The sequence below is a fragment of the Dermatophilaceae bacterium Sec6.4 genome (genome assembly GCA_039636865.1).
Taxonomy (GTDB): domain Bacteria; phylum Actinomycetota; class Actinomycetes; order Actinomycetales; family Dermatophilaceae; genus Allobranchiibius.
Genome location: CP144172.1, coordinates 1,862,862 through 1,887,202 on the forward strand (window position 1 = coordinate 1,862,862; position 24,341 = coordinate 1,887,202).

A 24,341-nucleotide genomic window follows, 5' to 3' on the forward strand; every position below is an offset into this window, starting at 1 on the left:
CGTTCGTGCGGTGTATCAACAGCGTTCTGATCCCATCGCGAACAGGTGCTCCAGGACAGTCGGGGAGCTGCGCAGGCCGTCGTGTTCGTACTCGTTGGTCACCCAGGCTCGCGCGTTGCCGGTCTGCTGCACGGTCTGCAGCTGTAGAGGTGCGTCGACGTAGAGATCGTCGTAGTACACGGCCGCGGCGAGGGGTACCGCGTTGTCGGCCAGCCGCCGCGCGTCGTACAGCGGCGGCCAGTCGGTTCGGCTGGCGAGCAGGTCTGCTGCTTCGGCGAACGGCCGCAACGCGCGGATCTCGCGGAACATCCACGGAAACATCATCTCTGCAGTCATCAGTACCGGGCGGGCATCGGCTGCGAAGTCAGGACGTCGGTCGTACTCGCGCTGTGCCGCCCATGCCGAAGGTGCGTCCGCTGTGGCGTAGCTGTACTCCTGCAGTGGATACAGCACATTGTCGATGAACCCGGTCGTGACCTGAACCTCTGACAGGAATCGCGGGTGCAGTTGCGTGCCCGCCCACGCGTCGTCCAGGAGCCAGTGCAGAGTCTCGAAACCGTAGCTCATACCGAATGAGGCACCGAGCGTCCGCACGCGGTGGGGTGTCAGAAGATCACCATCCGGCAGTCGTACCTCGTGCTCGCTCACGTGGTCGACCAGTGCGGTGATGGCTGCTTCATCCTCGGGGTATCGGGCGTAGAACTCGCGTGTCCGCGCGGCGGCGCGGGTGAACGTGCGGGCGTACACGTCCGCGGCGCTCGCAGTGATCCCCGGTAGGCCGCCGGTGACGTAACAATGCGCGAGCCCCTGCGGCGCTATCGAGAGATAGGTCAGCGTCACGAAACCGCCGTAACTCTGGCCGAGGGTGTCCCACTTCCGCTCGCCGGACAGGGTGGCGCGCAGGATCTCGGCGTCGGCGACGATTGCGTCTGCACGGAAGTGACTCAGGTAGTCGGCGACCTCCTGCGCAGTGCGGCCCTGGGTGATCGACGGCGTGATCGGGGTACTGCGTCCGGTGCCGCGCTGGTCCAGCAGCAGCACTCGGTGGGTCCGCAGCGCAACGTCGATCCAGCCCGATCGGTCCAGTGGGCGGGGGGACTTGCCGCCGGGGCCGCCCTGCAGGAAGAGCAGGTAGGGCAGGTCGGCGTCCTTCTTGTCCGGGTCCACCAGCTCGCGGGCGAACACCTCGATCGTGGGGCCGTCCGGAACATCATGGTCGAGCGGAACAATGACGCGATGTTCGGTCGCGAGGTACCCGGGCAGTCGGATCATGTCGCCAATCGTGCCCCATCTTGCGTTTTGGACATGCCGAGCGGGGCGTATACGCCCCGCTCGGCATGTCCAAAAGGTGAGACTGTCAGCTCGCGACGCCCGCGGGCAGGAAACGCCCACCGGTGATCTTCTCCGAGATGCCGGTGCGGTCCAGCAGCGGTGTGACCCCGCCGTTCCAGAACGGGAAACCTGCACCGGTGATCATCGCGAGGTCGATATCCATCGGCGCGGCAACCACGCCTTCGTCGAGCATTCTGCGGATCTCGTCAGCCAACGCGGACAGCGCCCGGTCGCGGATCTGCTGTTCGTCGAGCACTACCGGTTCGGCAGGCGCATGGAACAGTTCCAGCACTGTGGGATCGAGGGCGCCGTCGGAGCCGTAGAAGCTGCCGATCTTGGCCGCGACGACCTTCGCCAGGTTGGGCGACGCACTGAATCGGTCCGGGAAAGCCCGCGAGAGGGTCTCGCTGTTGTGCAGCGCAATGGCCGGACCGACAAGGCTGATCAGCATGAACGGCGGCATCGGCGTCAGGCCGGCGAAGGCCCGCTCGACGACCTCGATGGGAGTGCCCTCATCGACGATGGCCCCGGACTCGCCCATGAACCGGCCGAGCAGCCGGTTGACCACGAACGATGGCGAGTTCTTCACCAGGATCGAGGTCTTCTTCAGGCCCTTACTGGTGGCGAACGCCGTAGCGAGGGTCGCATCGTCGGTCGCGTCGCTGCGGATGATCTCCAGCAGGGGCATCACGGCAACCGGGTTGAAGAAGTGGAAGCCCACGACCCGCTCCGGGTGCCTCAACTCAGCGGCCATCTCGGTGATCGACAACGAGGAGGTGTTGGTGGCGAGCACACAGTCGTCGGAGACCACGGCCTCGACCTCGGCGAAGACCTGCTTCTTGACCGACATCTCCTCGAAGACGGCTTCGATGACGAAGTCCGCGTCGGCGAACGAGTCCTTGGAGACCGATCCGGTGATCAGTGACTTCAGCTGATTGCCCTTGTCCGCGGAGACCCGACCCTTAGCGAGCAATTTGTCGATCTCGCCGGTGCAGTATCCAACGCCCTTGTCGACGCGCGCCTGATCCAGGTCGGTCAGGACGACCGGAACGGACAGGCGGCGGGCGAAGAGCAACGCCATCTGGCTGGCCATCAGTCCAGCGCCCACGATCCCGACCTTGGTGACCTTGCGGGCCAGGGTCTTGTCCGGCGCGCCCGCGGGCCGTTTGGCTCGCTTGCTCACCAGGTCGAAGGCGTAGAGCCCCGCACGCAGTTCATCACTCATGATCAGGTCGGCGAGCGCGTCGTTCTCGGCTTCGAAGGCTACGGCGCGGTCGGCTGTGCGAGCGGCTGCGATCAGGTCCAGCGCACGTAGTGGCGCCGGCGCAGCGCCGCCGGTGCGGGCGAGGACCTGCTTGCGTGCAGTCTTGATCGCGGCGTTCCACAAAGACTCGTCGAAGTCGACCTCGGCGCGCTCGACCGTCTCCTCGCCGGCAATGACGCGCGCAGCGAAGGCCAGGGAGTCCTCCAGGAAGGTCACCGGCTCCAGCATCCGGTCGGCCACCCCCATCCCGAACGCCGCCTTACCGTTCAGCACCTTGTTGTTGGCGAGCGGGTTGCCGACGACGAGCGTCAGCGCGTTCTGCACCCCGATCAGTCGAGGCAGCAGGTACGTGCCGCCCCAGCCCGGTACGAGCCCAAGGAAGCACTCCGGTGTCGCGTACGCAGGTATGTCGGCGGAGATGGTGCGGTAGTCGGCATACAGCGGAAGCTCGACGCCGCCGCCCATCGAGGCGCCGTTGATGAAGCCGAACGTCGGCACGTTCAGGTCGGCGAGCTTGCTGAACGTCTCGTGGCCCAGCCGGGCGATCTCCCGAGCCTGATCACGGGTGGTGATCTGCGGGACGCCGGTCAGGTCGGCGCCGACAGCGAAGATGAACGGCTTACCGGTGACGCCGACCCCCACGATCTCGCCGGCATCGCAGCGGGCCCGCGCCGTGTCCAGTGCCTGGCCCAACTCGGCCAGACCCTGCGCGCCGAAGGTGTTCGGCTTGGTGTGATCGAAGCCGTTGTCGAGCGTGATCAGCGCGAAGGTGCCTGCGCCGTCGGGGAGTTGGATATCGCGTAGGTGCGCGTGGGTGACGACCTCAGCGGTCTGTGACACGGCGGTCAGCGTGCTCGTGGTCATCAGTGAATCTCCTTCGAAGCGACCGAGCCGGTTGGGACGCTCGGCGCATAGTCGGCATGGTGTGGGTTCTCCCAGATGACGGCGCCGCCCATCCCGATACCGATGCACATCGCCGTCAGGCCGTAGCGGACCTCGGGATGCTCGGCGAACTGGCGGGCCAGTTGCGTCATCAGCCGGACGCCGGAGGAGGCCAGCGGATGACCGATCGCAATGGCGCCGCCCCAGGCGTTGACGCGCGCATCATCGTCGGCGATGCCGAAGTGGTCCAGGAACGCGAGCACCTGTACTGCGAACGCCTCGTTCAGCTCGAAGAGGCCGATGTCCTCGATCGTGAGACCGGCCTTGGAGAGTGCCTTCTCGGTTGCCGGTACCGGTCCGATTCCCATGACCTCGGGCTCGACCCCGACGAAGGAGTAGTTGACCAGCCGCATCGCGGCGGGCAGGCCGAGGTCGGCTGCAGCCTGCTCGGAGGCGAGCAGGCACGCGGTGGCGCCGTCATTGAGGCCAGCAGCGTTTCCGGCCGTCACGTGACCGTGCGGGCGGAACGGTGTCTTCAGGCTCGCGAGGTTGTCCATCGTGGTGCCCGGACGCGGCGGTTCGTCCGTCGTGGCCAGGCCCCAGCCGAGCTCGGCGTGCCGGGTGGCAATATCGACGAGGTCGGGCTGGATCTTGCCGTCCGCGTATGCCTGCGCCAGTTTGGTCTGGCTACCGACAGCGAACGCATCGCAGCGCTCCTTGGTGATCTTCGGGTAGCGGTCGTGCAGGTTTTCCGCAGTGGAGCCCATCACCAGCGCGCTGGGGTCGACGAGCCTCTCAGCGACGATGCGCGGGTTGGGGTCCACGCCCTCACCCATCGGGTGGTGGCCCATGTGCTCCACGCCGCCGGCGATGGCGATGTCGTAGGAGCCGAAGGCGATGCTGGACGCGGTGTTGGTGACGGCGGTCATCGCGCCTGCACACATCCGGTCCACGGAGTATCCGGGCGTGGTCTTCGGCAGTCCGGCGAGCAGCGCGGCCATCCGGCCGAGGGTCAGCCCCTGGTCGCCGATCTGGGTGGTCGCTGCGATGGCGACTTCCTCGACCTTTTCCGGCGGCAACTGCGGTTGGCGACGCATGAGTTCACGGATGCATTTGATGACCAGGTCGTCGGCGCGGGTCTGGGCATACATGCCCTTGTCACCGGCCTTGCCGAACGGGGTACGGACACCGTCGACGAATACGACCTCTGAGAGCGTGCGAGGCACGACGTCTCCTTCACGGGTGAGGCGATGGGGGAACGTCGGCCACTCTAGCCCGGCTTGTTACTCGTCAGTAACGGGGTCGGTCGGGTGATCCTCGACTGCCTGCAGGACCAACGGCACCACGACATCGACCTGCCAGCGGCGCGCTCCGTAGGAGGTGAGTTCCGCGCGCATGGCGGCCTCGTCCCATGCGGTCGGGGCATGCCACAACAGCCGTCGGAGGCTGTCGGGGGTCACCAGATTTTCCAGCGGCACACCGTGCTGCTCGCCGAACTGCGAGAGCTCGGCGCGTACTTGTGACAGTCGGGCAGCAGCGATCGGTTCGCGGTCGGCCCAGGCCCGCAACGGCGGCGGTCCGTCGCCCTTGACGGTGACGACGGGCAACTCGCGCTCGGACAGGGCACCGGCCCGCGTGAGTGCTGCGAGCCAGTCCCGTTGGTAACGCATCAGGCCGTGATGGGGCTTGCGCGGGCGTCGTGCTGGCGCGCCGTTCTTCGGAGCGGCGGTGAGAGCCGAAAGCTCGCCCGCCGATCTGGGCGGCGTGCCGGCCATGGCCACGATCAACGCGTCGGGCAGCAGGCGCCCGGGTGCGATATCGCGATCGCTCGCAAGCTGGTCCCGGGTCTGCCACACCTCACGGACCCTGGCCAACGCGCGACGGTCCCGAATTGTGTGCATTCCAGAGGTGCGCCGCCACGGCTCGGCGCGCTGCGGGGGGCCGGTGAAAGACAACAGCGCCTTGAAGTCCTGCAGTGCCCAGTCCAGTTTGCCGCTGGCTTCGAGGTCGGCGTACATCAGGTCACGCACCTGCACCAGCACTTCGACGTCGAGCGCGGCGTATCTCAGCCACGGCTCGGGAAGCGGGCGGGTGGACCAGTCGGCTGCGGAATGCTCCTTGGCGAGCGTCACGCCGAGGTAGTGCTCGATAACTGCGGCGAGGCCCACCCGTGGCAGGCCGGCGATCCGACCGCCCAACTCGGTATCGAACAACGCCGCAGGGCGCAGGCCCACTTCGGCCAGGCATGCCACGTCCTGGGTGGCCGCATGCAGCACCCATTCGGCATCCCCGATCGCGTCGTTGATGGGGGACAGGTCGGGGCAGGCGATCGGGTCGATCAGAAATGACCCGGAACCTTCGCGGCGTAGCTGGACGAGGTAGGCGCGGTTGCCGTAACGAAACCCCGACGCCCGTTCGGCGTCGAGGGCCACCGGTCCGTGGCCAGCGGCAATCAGCTGAGCTGCTGCGGTCAATGCCCGTTCGTCCACGATGACATCGGGCACGCCCTCGGCAGGCGCATCGAGCAACGGGTAGGACGGCGCTGGTGCCGCGTCGGATTCTCCCGTTGCCTCAGCACCGGACGCAGCGGCAATGTCCTCGGCGCCCGTGGTCGGCGCTGTCATCGACGCTGTCCCGGCAGCGCGATCACGCCGTCGGGAAGCGGGGGTAGGCCGGCGATGGTGCACAGCATCGTGCCCCACGCCTCCAGGTGGGTGCGGAGATTGATGCCGACAGAGATCGCCGGAGTCCAGGACGCCCGCACTTCCATCTCCACGGTGGTGCCGTTCTCGGCCAGCCCGCCGTAACCCTGCGACACCACGCGCGTCACCGTGCCGGCCTCTGCCACGGCCCGGGCGCCGCACGAATGCAAACTGTCGGTCAGCCAACTCCAGCCCACGTCACCGAGCATCGGGTCGTTCGCCATTTCCGGCTCCAGTTCGGCGCGTGCGAAGGTCACGATGCGCCATGCCCCGCCCCAGGCCTCCGGCTCCGACGGGTCATGCAACACCACGAATCGGCCGCTCGCCAGCTCGTCGTCGTCATCGGTCACCCGTGCCACGTCAGCGGTCAGCGCCACGGAGTACGGTGCGATCCGAGTCGGAGCCGGCACCTCCGTCAGCCGGACCTCGGGGCGCATTCGCGCTGCCGCCATGTCGCTGGTGGCGCGCTGGAACTCGGTCGCTGCGTCGCCGCCTAGGTTTCTGGTGCCCACATCAATGAGCGTAAATCGCACATGCGCTCGAATAGTGCGCGACGCGCCGGACACCCGCGCCTGTGTGCCGTCGTGCCTGAGACCATGCGCAGATGCCCACCACAGTGCAGGACCGTCGTCGTCGATACGTGCAGCTGCACGAGAGCGGCACCTTTCTGATCCCCAACCCCTACGACGAGGGTTCGGCGGTGCTGCTCGCTTCGATGGGCTTTCCTGCCCTGGCGACGAGCAGCTCAGGGTTCGCGGCAACGCGGGGTAGGAACGATCAGCAGATGAGCCGTGAAGCTCTCGTCGAGCATGTACGCGCCGTCTGCGCCGCTGTCGACGTACCTGTGCAGGTCGACGCCGAGGACCTGTTCGTCGACGCAGCGGGCGGAATCGAGCGCACCGTGGAATTGCTCGCCGAAGCCGGCGCCGCGGCTGTCTCGTGGGAGGACTATGACCAATCCGCCGGTCGAGTGCTCGGCGTCGGACCGGCCACGGATCGAGTGCACGTGGCAGTGGGTGTGGCTCACGCCTATGGGATGTCGTTGACCGCGCGGAGCGAGAACTTTCTGTATGGCGTCAACGACCTCAGTGACACGGTTGCTCGTCTCACTTCTTACCGGAACGCCGGCGCGGACGTGCTCTATGCGCCCGGTGTGACCACGCAGGAGCAGGTCCGTGCCGTCGTAGAGATCGGTGCACCCGTCAATGTGCTGCAGCTACCCGGTGGTCCGGACGTATCGACCTTGCGCGACTGGGGTGTTCGACGTGTGTCTGTGGGCGGAGCGTTCGCCTGGGCTGCGTATGGCGAGCTAGCCCGCGCTGCAACGGAGTTCGCCGAAGAAGGAACGATGACGTACGCCGAACGAAGTCTCACTCCTCAGCAGCGACAGGTGTTCGGTCGCTGATGGGGGTGTTCCTGGCGCTCGCGTCGAGCGCGATGTGGGGCACGTCGGATTTCGGCGGTGGACTGCTCGCCAAGCGGGCGTACGCGGTGCGGGTGGTTTTCTGGTCTCAGGTAGGAGGCCTGCTGCTCATGTGCGGCGCGATGCTGGTGGCGATTGCTACCGGCCATACCCCGACCGCAGGAGGTTGGCTCATCTACGGCCCGATCGCCGGACTGGCCGGATGCCTGGGGTTGTGTTCCTTCTACGCAGCGCTGTCACTGGGCACTATGGGCGTGGTTTCGCCGATCGCCGCACTCGGGGCGATCGTCCCGGTACTGCTGGGAGTCATCAGTGGCGAACGGATCGGTCTGCTCACCGGAGCAGGCCTGACGCTCGCGCTCGCCGGAGCAGCGCTCGCCTCCGGCCCGGAGTTGTCAGGTGCGGTGGGCAGACTGCCGATCGTGCTCGCCGTCGTGGCAGCATTCAGCTTCGGGACAACGCTGTACCTGGTGCATCTGGCAAGTGATTCGAGCGTAGTGGGCGGGCTGTGGGCAATGCGGACAGCGAGCGTAAGCGCCTTGGGAATGGCCTGGCTGCTGTGGCCGGGCGGCATCCCCGGCCCCGCGCTGACCCGTCGGTTGATCCCGATCACGATGCTGGTCGGGACGGGGGATCTGACTGCGAACGCCCTCTTCGCCGTCGCCTCGAACAGTGGGGCCATCGCGGTGGTGAGTGTGCTCGGATCGTTGTACCCGGTAATGACGCTGCTCTTGGCGCGTGGGTTCCTGCACGAACGGCTGCGGCCGATCCAGCTCGTTGGAGTCGCCTGCGCGGTCGCAGGGGTGGCCCTGGCCGTCACCTGAGGGTCCCTGCGCCTCTGCCACGTTTGCGTCGCCGGCGACCTCACAACGTCTGGAATCGCTCCTGGTAACAGTCGTTCACGTCGCTGGCGACCACAACGAGGTAGCGGCCGGGTGGCTGTCCGGTCGGCCATGGAAAGATCGGATCGTGACTTCTGTGGATGCCGCCGCCGCCCCTGCACCTGGCTCGAATGCCGACCTACCGCTGCTGATCCGGGCCGCGCGGGGACTGCCCGTCGAGCGGACGCCGGTGTGGTTCATGCGTCAGGCCGGGCGCTCCCTGCCGGAGTACCGAGCCCTGCGTGAGGGCACCGCGATGCTGGATGCGTGCCGCAACCCCGACATGGTCACCGAGATCACCTTGCAGCCGGTACGTCGACACGGGGTTGACGCGGCGATCTTCTTCAGCGACATCGTGGTGCCCTTGGCTGCGGCCGGAATCGATCTGGACATCGTGCCGGGAGTAGGACCGGTCGTCGCGTCACCGATCCGGGACCGCGCTGCGGTTGAGGCGCTGCCGGAGCTACATCCCGAGCAGGTGCCAGATATCACCCAGGCGGTGCAGCAGACGGTGGACGAGCTGGGCGGTATTCCGCTGATCGGTTTCGCGGGTGCGCCGTTCACTCTCGCCAGCTATCTCGTCGAGGGCGGGCCGTCGAAGAACCACGAGCACACCAAGGCGCTGATGTACGGCGACCCGGATACCTGGAACCTGCTGTGCTCCAAGCTCGCGGCCATCGCGACGACCTACCTTCGGGTGCAGATCGAGGCCGGCGCGAGCGCGATCCAGGTGTTCGACTCCTGGGTCGGCGCGCTGTCGCGAGCCGACTACGTGCGGTTCGTGCAGCCGCACTCGGCGTCGGTGCTCGGGGGAGTCGCAGACCTCGACGTGCCCCGCATCCACTTCGGTGTCGGCACGAGCGAGTTGCTCGGCGTGATGGGTGAAGCAGGCGCCGACGTGGTCGGTGTCGACTTCCGCCTCCCGCTGGATGAGGCCAACGAGCGACTCGGCGGTCGCTACCCGCTGCAGGGAAACCTGGATCCAGCACTGCTTTTCGCGCCGTGGGAGCCGTTGGAGCGCGCCGTCGACGCCATTGTCGAGGCGGGGCGGTCAGCGCCCGGACACATCTTCAATCTGGGGCACGGCGTGTTGCCCGCCACCGACCCCGACGTGATTACGCGGGTTGTGCAGCGGGTGCGCAGTCAGTCGGCTCGCTGACGGACAGGTCGAGGGTCACGATGCATCGCGGCAGGAACGCCTGCACCAGCGGTCCGATCGCGACCGCGTAGGCGACGGTGCCGACGCCCACGATCCCGCCCATCAGCCAGCCGGTCACCAGCACGGTGAGCTCAAGCGCAGTGCGTACGACGCGCAGGCTGATGCCCGTGCGGTGATGTAAGCCGGTCATCAGGCCGTCGCGCGGGCCCGGCCCGAGTTGGGCACCGAGGTAGAGCGCACCGCCGATGCCGTTGATGACCAGGCCCGTCGTGAACACAGCAATCTGCAGGGGCAGTCCGTGGATCGTCGGGATGACGGCGAGCGTCAGATTGGTGGCGATCCCGATCCAGATGGCGTTCGCGACAGTGCCGAGGCCGGGCCACTGACGCAGTGGGATCCACAGCAGCAACACCAGCACGCTGACCGCGATGATCACGGTGCCGAGGTCCAGGCCGAGGTGTTGCGCGATTCCGTAATGGAAGACGTCCCAGGGGTCCAGGCCGAGCCCCGAGCGCACGAACATTCCCATCGCGAGGCCGTACATCGTGAGACCGGCGAAGAGTTGGACCAGCCGTCGTGGCATCCGCCCGGCATGCAGCTGCTGCTTCGGACTCAGCACAGCGAGCAGTCGGGGAGATGCGTTTGTCATGCTGCTAGCGTGCCAGAAAAGTGGCCTCAATAAAAAGGGCCAATGATGAAGAGGTGGACTGATGCAACACATCACCGGTCACCGTCTCGCAACCATGCTCGGACCTCCGGATCCAGCGCACTCGGCCTACCTGTGGCTGGCGGACGGGATCCACACGTTGATCGCCGACGGACGCCTGCTGCACGGCACCAGGCTGCCCAGCGAGCGCGAGCTCCTCAGCGCGCTGGGGGTGAGTCGCACCACAGTGACCAGGGCGTACGCCGTCCTGGCCGAGCGCGGTTACGCGGCAGCGCGGCGCGGCTCGGGGACAATCGCCCAGCTGCCGGGTGGACCCGTCGCCGGCGGCGGGGAACCGGTACCGGGGTGGGATGGCAACAACGTGGGTCTCGACGACGCAGGACCGGACGTTATCGATTTGCGGCGTGCCGCGCCGCCGGCCCCACCGGGTCTGCGGGAGGCGGTCGCTGCTGCAAGTGACCGACTGGCGGCCTACCTGGGCGGCGCGGGCTATTACCCGCTCGGGGTGCCCGCACTACGTGAGTCGATTGCCCGCCGGTACACCGAGCGCGGAGCGCTGACCGACCCCACCCAGATCGTGGTGACCTGCGGAGCGGTGGCGGGACTCAGTGTGGTTACCCGCGCGCTGGTGTCACGCGGGGATCGCGTCGTGATCGAAACGCCGACCTACGCGCACTCGTTGGCTGCCCTGGAGCGGGCCGGCGCCCGGCTGGTGCCAGTGCCTATCGGTCCGACGGAGCCAGATCTGCACCATGGGGAGGTGCGGGATCGAGCACTTGTCGGCGGTGTGACCGCGATGTTGGCGATGCCGGACTTCCACAACCCGACAGGTATCTCGCTGGACGATGCACAGCGGGCCGAGCTGGCCGACCGCTGGAGACGGCTCGGTGTCGTGGGCATCGTCGACGAGACTCTGGTCGAGACGCGCCTGGACGAGGCGTCCGACCCGCTCGCGATGGCGGCTCACGCGGGCGAATGCATCAGCATCGGTAGCGCGAGCAAGACGTACTGGGGCGGGTTGCGGATCGGATGGGTGCGCGCACCTCGCGCCCTCGTGGGTGCGATCGCTTCGGCTCGCCTGTCCCTCGACCTCGGTGCGCCGGTGCTCGAACAGCTGATCACCGCGGAGCTGATGCGGGTCAGCGCGACGATGCATCCAGCCCAGCGCACCGCTTGTCAGGAAAGTTGCGCGACCCTGCTGGAGCTGCGAGAAGTGCTGCCACAGTGGGAGGTCCGCGTACCCAGCGGCGGACTGTGCCTCTGGTGGCGAATGCCGCTACCGCGCGCATCACGATTTGCGCAGTTGATGCGTGAACGAGGGGTGCTACTGGACCCAGGCGGGGTCCAGGCCGTTCGCGGGCAGGGTCTGGCCCATTTCATCCGTACGCCGTTCACCCTTCCCTCCTCGACGTTACGCAGCGTGATTCCGGTATTTGCACACGCTTGGGAGCAGGTGCTTGCGGAGGAAGGGAGCAGGACTGCAAGGCTGGACGGATGAGCTCGATAGCAATCGTCGGTGGGGGCATCACCGGGTTGAGTGCCGCCTGGCATCTGGCGACACAACACCCGGAACACGATGTAACGCTTCTGGAAAGCACCGACCGGCTCGGCGGCAAGCTGGACTCGATCCAGGTCGCTGGTCACACCATCGATGCGGGTGCTGAATCCGTGCTGGCCCGGCGGCCGGAGGCATTGGAACTGCTCGCACAGATCGACGCGCCTGTCGTCCACCCCCAGCGACTGACGGCGAGTATCTGGAGCCGGGGCGAACTGGTGCCGATGCCGTCCGGCACCTTGATGGGGGTGCCGTCCGACCCCTCGGCACTGCACGGTTTGTTGGACAGTGCGGAAGTCGCCCGGGCGTCCGCAGAGCGACCGGTGACCCTGAGCGGCAACGACATTGCGGTCGGTGAACTCGTCGAGCAGGCATACGGTGCCGCTGTGGTCGATCGACTGGTCGAGCCCCTGCTCGGTGGTGTGTACGCCGGCCACGCACGGGAGCTCTCCGCACGGGCCTGTGTGCCGGCGCTGTGGGAGGCCGCGAGCACCGGACGTCTGCTCACCGAAACGGCTGCTCGAGCAGCGCAGGTGGGCGCAACTCGGGCAGATCAGCCGGTTTTCGCGGCGATCGAGGGAGGACTGGGCACCCTTCCCGGGCGCGTTGCCGAGGCGGTGCGCCACGCAGGGGTCACCGTCCGGACGTCCGCAGTCGTCGCGCAGTTGCAGCCCGTCGGCTCCGGGTGGCGGCTGCGGCTGGGCGGACCGGATACGGGTGCAGGCACCGGCGACGGCGCGGGATCGGCCTGGCTGAACGCGGACGCAGTGCTGCTCGCAACGCCGGCCGCGCCGACCGCGCGGTTGCTCACCGAACTCGACCCCGTCGCGGCCGAGACGTTACGTCGCATCGAATACGCCTCGATGGCGATCGTGTCGTTTGCATTTCCTGCATCGGGTGCGGCGCTCTTCGACGTCTCCACGGGGTTCCTCGTGCCCCCGGTCGACGGCGCCCAGATCAAGGCATCGACGTTCAGCAGCAGCAAATGGCCGTGGCTCGCCGAGGCAGTGCCGGATCTGCGGTTCGTGCGGGTATCGCTGGGGCGACATGGTGAGACGCGCGTGCTGCAGCGCCGCGATGACGAGTTGATCGCGATCGCGCTCGCCGACCTACGACGCGCAGTCGGGCAGATTCCGGCGCCCGTCGACGCCGTCGTACGTCGGTGGGGCGGGGGTTTGCCGCAGTACGCGGTCGGTCACGTTGATCGGGTTGCCGCGATCCGATGTGGGGTCAGCGGCTACCCGACCCTCGCACTGGCCGGCGCTGCGTACGACGGGGTCGGCATTCCGGCATGTATTGCCTCCGCACGGCATGCCGCCGAGGGGCTCGTCACCCGGTTGTGACCGTGGACCGCGACGTTGGGACGATGGAGGTATGACCCATCACGAGAACACGGTAGAAAGCACCGGCCACGGCACTGATCACGGCACCGAACCCAGCGCAGAGCATGTCGCGGCGATCAACTCCTCCATTCGTTACACGATGTACTCGGTGTTCCGAGTCATCCGGGAGCTCCCGGCGGACCGTGCGGAGCTCGTCGTGCAGACGGAGGGGTTCTTCACGAATCTGGAGCAGCAGGGTGTGGTCGTCGTGCGTGGCATCTATGACGTAGCGGGGCTACGAGCCGACGCCGACCTGATGATCTGGTGGCACGCAGAGTCGATCGACGATCTGCAAGCGGCGTACCACGCGTTCCTGCAGACGCCGCTCGGTCGCCATCTGGACCCCGTGTGGTCCAACGCCGGGATCCACCGACCCGCCGAGTTCAACAAGGGCCACGTTCCCGCGTTCCTCGCGGGGGATACAGCGCTGAAATACATGTGCGTCTACCCGTTCGTGCGCTCCTACGACTGGTATCTGCTCCCGGAAGATGAACGACGCACCATGTTGAAGGACCACGGCATGGCCGCGCGCGACTACAAGGACGTGCGCGCCAACACCGTCGCAGCCTTCGCGTTGGGCGACTACGAGTGGCTCCTGGCGTTCGAGGCTGACGAGCTGCACCGCATTGTGGATCTGATGCGCGATCTGCGCGCTGTGGACGCACGTCTGCACGTACGCGAGGAGATCCCGTTCTACACCGGGCCGCAGGTCAGCATCGCCCGCTTCGTGGAACAACTGCGCTGACGGACAACCCCTGTATAGAGATCGACCCCCGTATGCGTCATCAGCGACGTGAACGGGGGTCGATCTCTGCGTGAAGTGCTTCGTTCAGGTCGCCGGCGACCCAAACGTGAAGGCAGCTGGTCAGCTTTCGGTGGGCTCGAGGGTGATGCTGACCGAGTTGATGCAGTACCTCTGGTCGGTCGGGGTGTCGTACCCCTCGCCCTCGAAGACGTGCCCGAGGTGGGAGCCGCAGTTCGCGCAGCGCACCTCGATCCGAGTCATGCCCATCGTGCGGTCCTTGATCAGCTCGACGTTGTCGCCCTGGGACGGCTCGTAGAACGATGGCCAGCCGCAGTGGCTGTGGAACTTGCCGGTGCTGCGGAACAACTCGACGTTGCAGGCCCGGCAGTTGTAGACGCCGGTGGTCTCGGTGTCGGTGTATTCGCCGACGAACGGGCGTTCGGTGCCGGACTTGCGCAGCACCTTGAACTCCTCGGGTGACAACTGCTCGCGCCACTGCTCGTCACTCTTGGTGACCGGGTACGACTTCTCGCTGGTGGTGTCGGTGGTGCGTCCGAACATGGTGGTTCCTCTCAAGGATCGACTATCTATCTCAACGCAGCGGGTCCCCAGGTTGTTTCCGGTGCAAGGACACAGATATGACACCAGCCGCCATGCTCGGCGTTGCTGGCTAGGGTGCTCGCATGGGTGCCACCAAGCCGGTCATGCTCGAGGTGCAGAATCCGGGCGGAGACACGCGCACCGTGCGCATCTCCAGCCCGGATCGGGTCATGTGGCCCGATTGTGGCATCACCAAACTGGATCTGGCGAAGTACCTGATTTCAGTGGCCGAACCGTTCATCGCGGCGAACGGGGGTCGCCCGGTTGCGCTCGAACGGTTTCCTGACGGGGTACAGGGCGAGCGTTTCTACTCCAAGAATCCGCCGCGCGGAGTGCCGGAGTACGCGCGGTCGGTGACCTGCACCTACCCCTCTGGTCGCTCTCACCCGCAACTGGTGCTCGACGAGATCGCTACCGCCGTGTGGGCGGCTCAGATGAACACGGTCACGTTCCACCCGTGGCCGGTGCGCGCTGAAGACAATGACCACCCCGATGAGTTGCGGATCGATCTGGACCCGCAGCCGGAGCGGTCTTTCTGCGACGTTATCGTGGCAGCCACAGAACTACGGGAAGTGTTGCGCAGCTGCGGGTTCGACCCAAGGGTCAAGACCTCGGGAAGTCGCGGGCTGCATGTGTACGCGAGCATCGAACCGACATACGAATTCCTCGACGTGCGGCACGGCGTCATAGCGATCGCCCGCGAGCTGGAGCGGCGGCTGCCGGATCTGGTCACCACGGCGTGGTGGAAGGAAGAACGCGGGGAGAAGATCTTCGTGGACTTCAACCAGGCCTGCCGCGATCGGACGATCGCTGCCGCGTACAGCCCGCGTCCGCTGCCGGGAGCGCCGGTGTCGATGCCGGTGCGGTGGGCGGACCTGGGCGATATCGTCACCTCCGACTTCACCATCAGTACCGTTCCGGGGTTCTTGCAGGATCGTGGTGACGCCTGGGCTTCGCCCGGTGCTGTCGGCGATATGGGCAGGGCCATCGAGATGTGGGAGGCCGACGTCGCTGAGCGCGGTCTGGGGGAGATGCCCTTCCCTCCGGAGTACCCCAAGATGCCCGGTGAGCCACCGCGCGTGCAACCGTCACGCAAGAAGATGGAGGGTTGAGTCATGCAGCTTCCCGTGAACCCGCCCGTCAAGCCCATGCTGGCCAAATCGGTGCCGAACATCCCCGAGGGCGCTTCCTACGAGCCGAAATGGGATGGCTTCAGGTCGCTGGTCTTCCGTGATGGCGATCAGGTGGAGCTCGGTAGTCGCAACGAGAAGCCGCTGACCCGGTACTTCCCCGAAGTGGTTGCTGCTGTCTTGAGAGAACTGCCGCAACGGTGTGTGGTCGACGGCGAGATCGTCGTCGCAACCGATCAGGGACTGGACTTCGAGGCGTTGCAACAGCGCATCCACCCGGCCGCATCGCGAGTGAATATGTTGAGCGAGAAGACACCTGCGTCGTTTGTCGCGTTCGACCTGCTGGCGCTGTCCGACGAGGATCTGACAGGGCGGCCGTTCAGCGAGCGGCGCGCGCTGTTGGTCCAGGCACTCGCGGAGACTGGGGACTGCATCCACGTGACCCCGGCGACGACCGACCGGCAGGTGGCGCAGCAGTGGTTTACCGAGTTCGAGGGTGCGGGCCTGGACGGGGTGATGGCCAAACCGTTGGACGGCACCTATCAACCTGACAAACGCACGATGTTCAAGATCAAGCATGCCCGGACCGCAGATTGTGTGGTGGCGGGTTACCGGGTGCACAAGTCGGGTCCGGACCTGATCGGATCGCTGATGCTGGGTCTGTATCGCGGCGAGACGCTCGTTTCGGTCGGCGTGATCGGCGCATTCCCCATGGCCAGGCGGCGGGAGTTGTTCGCCGAACTGCAGCCGCTGATCGCCGATTTCGAGAAGCACCCCTGGAACTGGGCGGCCCACGAGGCCGGTGAGCGCACGCCACGCAAGAGCGAGGGGTCGCGGTGGAACGGGGGCAAGGACCTCTCGTTCGTGCCGCTTCGGCCGGAGCTGGTCGTCGAGGTCCGGTACGACCACATGGAGGGTGACCGGTTCCGGCATACCGCGCAGTTCAACCGCTGGCGCACCGATCGGACCCCGGAGTCCTGCACCTACGAGCAGCTGGAGGAGCCGCTCACCTTCAGCCTGGAGGACATCGTTCCCGGTCTGACGAAGGCTGCGCAATGACAGTCCCACCTCCGTGACGGACGCGGGTCTGCTGCTGGCTGCAGGGGCCGGGCGAAGGATGGGGCGCCCGAAAGCGCTGGTCAGCGACGAGCGTGGCGGTTGGTTGGCCAGGGCCGTGGACGCGCTGGCCAGCTGCGCGACCGTCACCGTCGTGCTGGGAGCGGGCGCCGAGGAGGCCGTCCGGTTGCTCGGGCCGTACGACGTCACGGTGGTGGTAGCGACCGACTGGGCGGACGGGATGGGTTGCTCGCTCGCTGCCGGCCTGCGGCACCTGGTGGATGGCGAGGCGACCCGCGCCGTGGTCAGTCTGGTGGACCTGCCCGACGTCGGCGCGGACGTGGTACGCCGGGTACGCGCACACCCGGGGCGCACCGAAACACTCGCCCGGGCGACCTATCTCGGACATCCCGGGCACCCGGTACTGCTCGGGAGGGACCACTGGGCTGGCGTGCTGACAACGTGCACGGGTGATGAAGGAGCCCGCGCCTATCTCGCAGTGCACGACGTCACATGGGTCGAGTGCGGTGATCTCGCGAGTGGTCAGGACGTGGACCGGCCATCCAACCCCGGACCAACCGCGCATGCATAGGGTGCCACTCATGCAGTCACCGCAGGCCGTCGCCACAGCTCTGGAGTCGACGGGCTATCTGTGCGACGAGTCGCTGGCCACCGTCGTGTTCCTGGCCGCTCGGATGCAGCGTCCGTTGCTGCTGGAGGGCGAACCGGGCACTGGCAAGACCGCGCTCGCCGAGGCCCTGGCCGAGCTCGCCGGCGTACCGCTGATCCGGCTGCAGTGCTACGAGGGCATCGACGCCAGCCAGGCTCTCTACGACTGGGATTTCCCTCGTCAGATCCTGCATCTGCGGACCCTGGAAGCGTCGGCCCGCGACGGATCACTGGACCCGGTGGAGGCCGAGAAGTCGCTTTTCGATGAGCGTTTCCTGCTGACCCGGCCGGTGCTGCGAGCGCTGCGCGAGACGCCTGCGGTGCTGTTGATCGACGAGGTGGACCGAGCCGACGATGAATTCGAGGCATTCCTGCTGGAGGTGCTGTCCAGTTGGACGGTGAGCATCCCCGAGTTCGGCACGGTCGCGGCGCGTACCCCGCCGACCGTGGTGCTCACCTCCAACCGCACCCGGGAACTGCACGATGCACTGAAACGACGCTGCCTCTACCACTGGATCGACCACCCAGGGTTGGAGCGTGAGGTGGCGATCGTTCGCAATCGAGCTCCGGAGGTGCCCGAGGCGCTGGCTCGTCAGCTCGTCGGGGTGGTGCAGCGCTTGCGGGATGAGCACCTGATGAAGACCCCAGGAGTTGCGGAGACCCTCGACTGGGCGCGCGCCCTACACCAGCTCGGAGCGCAGGAACTGGACCTGGAGACCGCCGCCCACACCCTCGGAGCCGTGGTCAAATATCGCGAAGACACCGACCGGGTGAAGCACGCGATCGACCGGATGCTGGCGGGTTGAGATGACGCCCGGTCAGGTCGACACCGCGGTCCGGAACAGTCCGGAGGAGATTCTGCTGGGCTTCGCACGCGCCCTGCGCAGCGCGGGCGTCGGCGTGACCCAGGACCGGTCGACCTCCTTTCTGGCGGCCACTGCCCTGGTGGGCCTCGGCGACGTCGATGCCGTGTACGTCGCCGGCCAGGCCACCCTCTGCTGCAGCCCGGATGACCTCGATCGCTACGACCAGATTTTCTTCGCCTGGTTCGGTGGCCGGGAGGGACTGCCGCGGCGCACGTCGCGCGAGCACCCCGCGCATGTCTCCAGTTCGCTACCCCTCACCGACGATGTGCTCGAGGCCGGGGCCGACGAGTCGTCGGAGCAGATGACCGCCACCGCCTCGGACACCGAGTTGCTGCGCCACCGCGACGTCGCGTCCCTCGGTCCGCGGGAGAAGGCACTGCTGGACGCCATGATCCGGGCCCTCGCGCCTCGCCCGCCCTACCGCCGGGCCACTCGGCGTTCGTCGTGGCGGCGCGGCGAGGTCGACCTGCGCCTCACGTTGCGCAGCTCTCTGCGGAACATGGGCGAACCGGCACGAATCACGCACCGCCGCAGAGGTGTCCGCCCGCGTCGCGTCGTGCTCCTGGTCGACGTCTCAGCGAGTATGAGTCCTTATGCCGATGCCCTTCTGCGGCTCTGCCACCTGATGGCGCGCGCCGGGGCGCCGAACGCCGTCGAGGCCTTCACGGTGGGTACCCGGCTGACCCGGATCACCGACGCGCTCCGCACGGCCGATCCCGAGCGGGCGCTGGTCCGGGCCGGGCAGGAGGTGCCGGACTGGTCCGGCGGCACCCGGTTGGGCGAGACCCTCGGGGTGTTTCTGGACCGCTGGGGCGCGCGTGGAATGGCCCGGGGTGCGGTCGTGGTGGTCTTCAGTGATGGCTGGGAGCGCGGAGATGCGGCCGACCTCGGGCAACAGATGCAGCGGCTGTCCCGGCTGGCGCACCGGGTGGTCTGGGTCAATCCGCACCGCGGCAAAGAGGGCTACCAGCCGGTGCAGACCGGGATCGTCGCCGTGTTGCCGCACTGCGACGATTTTGTGGCCGGACACTCGCTGCAATCGTTCGAGAAGGTTTTGGAGGTGGTCGGGAATGCGTGAGGTACTCACCGAGCTGCTGCAGTGGTACGACGCCGGCCAGACGATCGGGATGGGCACCGTCGTGGCGACGTTCCAGTCCGCCCCACGCCCGCCGGGTGCGTCGATGCTGGTCGGCCCGGACGAATCTGCGGTCGGCTCGGTTTCCGGAGGGTGCGTCGAAGGTGCTGTCTACGAGCTTGCTCGGCAGGTCATCGATACCGGCGAACCGGTGCTGCAGCGATACGGGGTCTCCGATGAGGACGCCTATGCCGTGGGCCTGACCTGTGGCGGAATTCTGGATATCTATGTCGAGCAGGTGAACCGCTCCACCTTCCCCGAGCTCCCCTCGGTGGCAGATGACATTGCGAACGACCGCCCGGTGGCGCTGGCAACCGTGATCGAGCATCCTGATCCGTCGTGGGTGGGCCGACGACTGGTGGTCCGGCCCGGTCAGGCTGCGGTCGGCGATCTGGGCAGCAGCCGCGCGAATGACGCGGTCCACGACGACGCGCTAGGCCTCCTGGCGAACGGTCGGGACGCCACGTTGTCCTACGGCCCCGACGGTGAACGCCGGGGAGAGGGCATGCGGGTCTTCGTCTGGGCCTGCGCACCGGCTCCGCGGATGCTGGTGTTCGGGGCCATTGACTTTGCCGCCGCGGTGGCCCGGGTGGGTACGTTCCTCGGGTACCGCGTCACGGTGTGTGATGCCCGACCTGTCTTTGCGACGGCGAGCCGGTTCCCCGAGGCCGACGAGGTGATCGTGGACTGGCCGCACCGATATCTCAGCGCTGAGCAGGAGGCCGGCCGGTTGGACGGGCGCACTGTGCTCTGCGTGCTGACCCACGACCCGAAATTCGATGTGCCACTGCTCGAGGTGGCGCTGCAGCTGCCGGAGGTTGCCTACGTCGGGGCGATGGGCTCGCGTCGTACCCATGAAGACCGGTTGGCGCGACTGCGCGAGGCCGGGGTGACCGAGGCGCAGCTGGCCCGGTTGTCGAGCCCGATCGGTCTCGATCTCGGGGCCCGGACGCCGGAGGAGACGGCGGTCAGTGTGGCGGCCGAGATCATCGCCGGCCGGTGGGGCGGGTCAGGAAACCGGCTGGCTGTCACCGACGGCAGGATTCACGCCGAAACCGAGTGAGACACCCACCACTGCGGGATACGGTGAAGGCACGCACCCACCTGCGTTTGGCCCTGGAGAAAGAGTGCGATGAGCACTGCGCACGGCGAACTTCGACATCGACGAACCGACCTGGTTCGCGCCTGGACCTCTTTCGTGCTGGACGGTGACATATCCGCCCCGCTGGTGCGTCCGGAAATCCTGACCAGTTGGCGACGCTGCGCCACCGGGGTGCCCGTCGACGTCAGGCAGGCGCCACTCAGCGATGAAGGCGACACAGCGGCATTCTGGCGTGGCTCACCACTGCAGGTCGGTGTCGCCAACGTCGAGGATGAGTTGCGGCGCACCGCGCAGGACGGTGACCTGGTGCTCGCGGTGACCGATAAGCAGACCCGCATCCTCTGGACCTATGGCGGGCGGGTGATGCGGCGCAGGGCCGAAACTGTCAACTTCGTCGCCGGTGCCCGATGGGACGACACCAGCGTCGGCACCAACGCCCTCGACCTGGCCGGCCGGCTGAACACGCCGGCCATGGTTTTCTCCGCTGAGCATTACGCGCCGATCGTGCACAACTGGGTGTGTTGGGCGGCGCCCATTCACGACCCTGGTACCGGCGAGGCGCTCGGTGTTATCGACCTTTCGACCACCTGGGACCGGGCTCACCCGATCGGTTTGGCAACAGCCAGGATGATGGCCCGACTGATCGAGAGCGCGATGCCGGTCGGTGCCGCGCACCCGGTTCTGGACGGAACCACGTACGGGCACGGGCTGACGCTGACGATTCTGGGCGCCGCCCAGGCGCGGCTGGACGGACGACTGTTGCCGCTGAATCGTCGTCAGATGGAGATCCTGGCGCTGCTGGCCCTCAATCCGTCCGGATTGTCGCTGGAACAGCTCCATGCCCACCTGTACGGTGACCAGTTGATCAGCAGGTCGACCCTGAAGGCCGAGGTCTCACATCTGCGGGCTGCCCTCGGTGGTGCCCTGTCGTCGCGGCCGTACGGGTTGATGATGCCCGTGACCGTCGACGTCGACACTGTGGTCGAGCGGGTCAGGCGCGGCGACGTCCGTGGCGCCGTTGCGGCATACGGGGGCGACCTGCTGGCTGGTACCAGATCCCCGGCCCTGACCGAACTCGCCGACTTCGTCGCTGTCTGTGTGCGTGAGGCGCTGCTGAGCAACCCGCAGCCGGACGCCGTGATCCGGTACAGCGAGGTCAGGCCCTACGACACCGAGGTGGTCGAGGTCTGCCTCAACCGGCTGGGTCACCGCCCGCACCCCTCGAAGGCGTTACTCAGGGCTCGTCTGGCAATGGCGCGTCAGTGAACCTGCCGGACTGACGCGCCGACCATCCAGATCATCCGAAGTAAACCGCGGTCAGCCGGCTTTCACGTCGTACCGGTCGGCCATCATCACCTTGTCCCACACCGAGATGAAGTCGCGTACGAAGCGGGGGTGACCATCGCTTCCCGCGTAGACCTCGGCGACGGCGCGTAGCTGCTGGTTGGAGCCGAACAGCAGGTCGTTGCGGGTCGCCCGGTATTCAGGCCGGCGGGTCTGCCGGTCGGTGAGGGTGAACGAGGTGCCGACCTCGTCGTTCTTGCTCCACTCGTAGTCCATGCTGGTTACGGCTTGGAAGAAGTCGGTGGTGAGCTGCCCGACCCGGTGGGTGAAGACCCCGCTGGCCGACCCGTCATGGTTGCAACCCAGCACCCGCAGGCCACCCGTGAGCGCGACCCACTGCGGCGCAGTGAGTCCGAGCAGCGCCGCCTTGTCCAGGAACATCTGCTCCGGTGCCACGCTCGTCATCCGCGCGTAGTCGCCTTCCACGTAGTTGCGGAAACCGTCGACGACCGGCGCCAGCCACTGGAAGGTGGGTACGTCGGTCTGTTCCGCGGTGGCGTCGACCCGGCCGGGAGTGAAGGGCACCTGCACCTGCTCGCCCGCGGCCTGTGCAGCCTGCTCGACCGCGACGCAGCCACCGAGCACGATGAGGTCGGCGAGGCTGACCTGTTCGGCCCCGGAGGCGTTGAAGGTGTCCATGACGCCTCGTAGTGCGGCGATGACGTCGATGGTGCGGTGGTTGACCGCCCAGTCCTTCTGCGGCGCCAACGCGAGCCGGGCACCGTTGGCGCCGCCGCGTTTGTCCGAGTCGCGGTAGGTCACGGCGGAGGAGAACGCGGTGAAGACGAGATCGGAGACTGAGAGGCCGCTGTCGCGGATCGCCCGTTTGAGAGCAAGCACCTCCGCGTCGCCGATGACCGGGTGATTCAGCGTCGGCAGCGGGTCCTGCCAGGGCAGGTCCTCCGCGGCGACCTCGGGTCCGAGGTAGCGGGACTTGGGGCCCATGTCGCGGTGGGTCAGTTTGTACCAGGCCTTGGAGAACGCCTCGGTGAAGGAGTCGAAGTCTGCGAGGAACTTGTGGCAGATCTCGCTGTACACCGGGTCGACCTTCAGCGCGATGTCGCTGGTCATCATCATCAACGGGTGCTCGACGCCCGCCAGGTGTGCATCCGGTGTCTTCGGCGCGCTCGGGTCCACCGGCATCCACTGCAACGCGCCGGCAGGGCTTCGGGTCTTCTGCCATTCCAGGCCGAAGAGATTCTCCAGATACGAGTTGTCCCACTGGGTGGGGTTGGGCGTCCAGGAACCCTCGATGCCGTTGGTCATCGTGTATTCCGCGAAGCCGGTGCCCTCGGGGTTGGCCCAGCCCAGACCCATGGCCTCCATCGGGGCGATCTCCGGTGGGGGTCCGACCCGGTCGGCTGAGACCTTCCCGTGGCTCTTGCCGAACGCGTGACCGCCGGCGATGAGTGCCACGGTCTCCTCGTCGTTCATCGCCATCCGGGTGAAGGTGATGCGGATGTCGACCGCAGATGCGGCCGGGTCACCGTTGGCATTGGGGCCTTCGGGATTGACGTAGATCAGCGCCTGGTGCGAGGCGGCCAGCGGCTGCTCCAGCTCGTAGTCGTCGTCGCCGGGCTCACCGCGCCAGCGCTTGGTGCGCATCACCATCGCGTCGAAGGAGTCGGGATCGCTGTTCTCGATGTACTCCGCACCCCAGTAGGTCGCGTCATCCGCTTCCCACGCGTCGCGGCGGCCACCACCGAAACCGTACGTCGGGAAGTCCATGATCTCCAGCGCACAGTTACCGGTGAGGATCATCAGGTCGGCCCAGGAGAGGGCGTTGCCGTACTTCGCCTTGATCGGCCAGATCAGCCGGCGCGACTTGTCGGTGTTGCCGTTGTCCCACCAGCTGTTGATCGGAGCGAACCGCTGTAAGGCCTGGCCTGCACCGCCCCGGCCATCGGCAATGCGGTAGGTCCCGGCTGCGTGCCAGGCCATCCGGATCATCTGCGGTGCGTAGTTGCCGTAGTCGCCAGGCCACCACGACACCGAGGTGGTGAGGAGTGCCTTGATGTCTGCCTTGAGCTCGGCCAGGTCGATCGTGGCGAAAGCAGCCGGGTAGTCGAAGTCGGCCAACGGATTGGCTGCCGCGCCGTCGCGGTGCAGTTGCTCGACGCGAAGCCGGTCGGGGTACCAGTCCGACAATGTCGGTGTGGAGCCGTAGGCGCCACCGATGGTGTTTCCACCGAAGGGACACGCTCCATCGAGAACCTCGGAGTAAGTGGTGTATTCGGTCATGGCACGGGCCCTTCCGGTAGGTCAGGAACTGCGGGACTTCTCGGCGGCACCGACTCGGTGTCCCGATGCGAGCCTGTCGTGTCGAACATCTCGACCCGGCCCCGGAAACAAAAATGTTCCAGCTACGAACGTAGGAGCCTGCGCAGCGTTGCGCCAAGAAGGCCAGGCTGGCCTCCAGAACCCCGGACAAGGCAGGACCCACCTGC

General features: G+C 67.0%; 21 protein-coding genes. 13 read left to right on the forward strand and 8 right to left on the reverse strand.

Annotated elements, in window-relative coordinates; translation table 11 throughout:
* Positions 1-15 precede the first annotated feature (15 nt).
* The 5 genes from V3G39_09000 to V3G39_09020 form a co-directional block, all read right to left on the reverse strand.
* Positions 16-1,272 carry an alpha/beta fold hydrolase gene (locus tag V3G39_09000; GenBank protein XAS74815.1) on the reverse strand — a complete coding sequence of 419 codons (1,257 nt, stop codon included), beginning with the start codon at positions 1,270-1,272 and terminating at the stop codon, positions 16-18.
* A gap of 85 nt (positions 1,273-1,357) precedes the next feature.
* Positions 1,358-3,460, reverse strand: a complete 2,103-nt coding sequence (locus tag V3G39_09005) for a 3-hydroxyacyl-CoA dehydrogenase NAD-binding domain-containing protein (protein XAS74816.1) — start codon at positions 3,458-3,460, stop codon at positions 1,358-1,360.
* A complete protein-coding gene (locus V3G39_09010; GenBank protein XAS74817.1) occupies positions 3,460-4,704 on the reverse strand; it encodes a thiolase family protein in 1,245 nt (414 codons plus the stop codon). Before V3G39_09010 ends, V3G39_09005 begins: the two co-directional genes overlap by 1 nt.
* Before the next feature lie 57 nt (positions 4,705-4,761).
* A complete protein-coding gene (locus V3G39_09015; protein XAS74818.1) occupies positions 4,762-6,102 on the reverse strand; it encodes an HRDC domain-containing protein in 1,341 nt (446 codons plus the stop codon).
* Positions 6,099-6,692: a DUF3000 domain-containing protein gene (locus V3G39_09020; protein ID XAS74819.1), complete on the reverse strand. Its 594-nt coding sequence runs from the start codon at positions 6,690-6,692 to the stop codon at positions 6,099-6,101. The genes V3G39_09015 and V3G39_09020 overlap by 4 nt, the downstream gene beginning before the upstream one ends.
* A 92-nt stretch (positions 6,693-6,784) precedes the next feature.
* On the opposite strand from V3G39_09020, the gene V3G39_09025 reads away from it, so the two are divergent.
* From V3G39_09025 to hemE, 3 genes are all read left to right on the forward strand, one after another.
* Positions 6,785-7,585 (forward strand): isocitrate lyase/phosphoenolpyruvate mutase family protein, encoded by an 801-nt coding sequence (locus V3G39_09025; GenBank protein XAS74820.1) that lies wholly within the window; start codon positions 6,785-6,787, stop codon positions 7,583-7,585.
* Positions 7,585-8,427, forward strand: coding sequence for a DMT family transporter (locus V3G39_09030; protein ID XAS74821.1), 843 nt, complete (start codon positions 7,585-7,587; stop codon positions 8,425-8,427). Before V3G39_09025 ends, V3G39_09030 begins: the two co-directional genes overlap by 1 nt.
* 145 nt (positions 8,428-8,572) lie before the next feature.
* The gene (gene hemE / locus V3G39_09035; protein ID XAS74822.1) at positions 8,573-9,643 is read left to right on the forward strand and encodes a uroporphyrinogen decarboxylase; all 1,071 of its coding nucleotides are present in this window, start codon (positions 8,573-8,575) and stop codon (positions 9,641-9,643) included.
* On the opposite strand, the gene V3G39_09040 is transcribed toward hemE, so the two are convergent.
* Complete coding sequence (locus V3G39_09040) at positions 9,600-10,292, reverse strand: hypothetical protein (GenBank protein XAS74823.1); 693 nt, start codon at positions 10,290-10,292, stop codon at positions 9,600-9,602. The genes hemE and V3G39_09040 overlap by 44 nt on opposite strands.
* A 61-nt stretch (positions 10,293-10,353) precedes the next feature.
* On the opposite strand from V3G39_09040, the gene V3G39_09045 reads away from it, so the two are divergent.
* From V3G39_09045 to hemQ, 3 genes are read left to right on the forward strand one after another with little or no spacing between them, the layout of a single operon-like run.
* Entirely contained in the window at positions 10,354-11,808 is a 1,455-nt protein-coding gene (locus V3G39_09045) for a PLP-dependent aminotransferase family protein (protein ID XAS74824.1), read from the forward strand.
* Positions 11,805-13,208 (forward strand): protoporphyrinogen oxidase, encoded by a 1,404-nt coding sequence (gene hemG / locus V3G39_09050; GenBank protein ID XAS74825.1) that lies wholly within the window; start codon positions 11,805-11,807, stop codon positions 13,206-13,208. The genes V3G39_09045 and hemG overlap by 4 nt, the downstream gene beginning before the upstream one ends.
* 31 nt (positions 13,209-13,239) lie before the next feature.
* Positions 13,240-13,992 (forward strand): hydrogen peroxide-dependent heme synthase, encoded by a 753-nt coding sequence (gene hemQ / locus V3G39_09055; protein XAS74826.1) that lies wholly within the window; start codon positions 13,240-13,242, stop codon positions 13,990-13,992.
* A gap of 120 nt (positions 13,993-14,112) precedes the next feature.
* Here the strand turns inward: hemQ and msrB are convergent, their stop codons facing one another.
* Positions 14,113-14,553 (reverse strand): peptide-methionine (R)-S-oxide reductase MsrB, encoded by a 441-nt coding sequence (msrB, locus tag V3G39_09060; GenBank protein XAS74827.1) that lies wholly within the window; start codon positions 14,551-14,553, stop codon positions 14,113-14,115.
* A gap of 122 nt (positions 14,554-14,675) precedes the next feature.
* On the opposite strand from msrB, the gene ligD reads away from it, so the two are divergent.
* The 7 genes from ligD (at position 14,676) to V3G39_09095 (ending at position 21,816) form a co-directional block, all read left to right on the forward strand.
* Complete coding sequence (gene ligD, locus V3G39_09065; protein ID XAS74828.1) at positions 14,676-15,704, forward strand: non-homologous end-joining DNA ligase; 1,029 nt, start codon at positions 14,676-14,678, stop codon at positions 15,702-15,704.
* 3 nt (positions 15,705-15,707) lie between these two features.
* Positions 15,708-16,781: an ATP-dependent DNA ligase gene (locus V3G39_09070; protein ID XAS74829.1), complete on the forward strand. Its 1,074-nt coding sequence runs from the start codon at positions 15,708-15,710 to the stop codon at positions 16,779-16,781.
* A 13-nt stretch (positions 16,782-16,794) separates the two neighbouring features.
* On the forward strand, positions 16,795-17,370 hold the full coding sequence (locus V3G39_09075; protein XAS74830.1) for a nucleotidyltransferase family protein: 576 nt from the start codon (positions 16,795-16,797) through the stop codon (positions 17,368-17,370).
* A gap of 10 nt (positions 17,371-17,380) precedes the next feature.
* The gene (locus V3G39_09080) at positions 17,381-18,253 is read left to right on the forward strand and encodes a MoxR family ATPase (protein ID XAS74831.1); all 873 of its coding nucleotides are present in this window, start codon (positions 17,381-17,383) and stop codon (positions 18,251-18,253) included.
* Between the two features lies 1 nt (position 18,254).
* Entirely contained in the window at positions 18,255-19,391 is a 1,137-nt protein-coding gene (locus tag V3G39_09085) for a VWA domain-containing protein (protein ID XAS74832.1), read from the forward strand.
* Positions 19,384-20,511 (forward strand): XdhC/CoxI family protein, encoded by a 1,128-nt coding sequence (locus V3G39_09090; protein XAS74833.1) that lies wholly within the window; start codon positions 19,384-19,386, stop codon positions 20,509-20,511. Before V3G39_09085 ends, V3G39_09090 begins: the two co-directional genes overlap by 8 nt.
* 69 nt (positions 20,512-20,580) lie before the next feature.
* Positions 20,581-21,816: a transcriptional regulator gene (locus tag V3G39_09095; GenBank protein ID XAS74834.1), complete on the forward strand. Its 1,236-nt coding sequence runs from the start codon at positions 20,581-20,583 to the stop codon at positions 21,814-21,816.
* Between the two features lie 51 nt (positions 21,817-21,867).
* On the opposite strand, the gene katG is transcribed toward V3G39_09095, so the two are convergent.
* Complete coding sequence (gene katG / locus V3G39_09100) at positions 21,868-24,135, reverse strand: catalase/peroxidase HPI (protein ID XAS74835.1); 2,268 nt, start codon at positions 24,133-24,135, stop codon at positions 21,868-21,870.
* Positions 24,136-24,341: the final 206 nt, after the last annotated feature.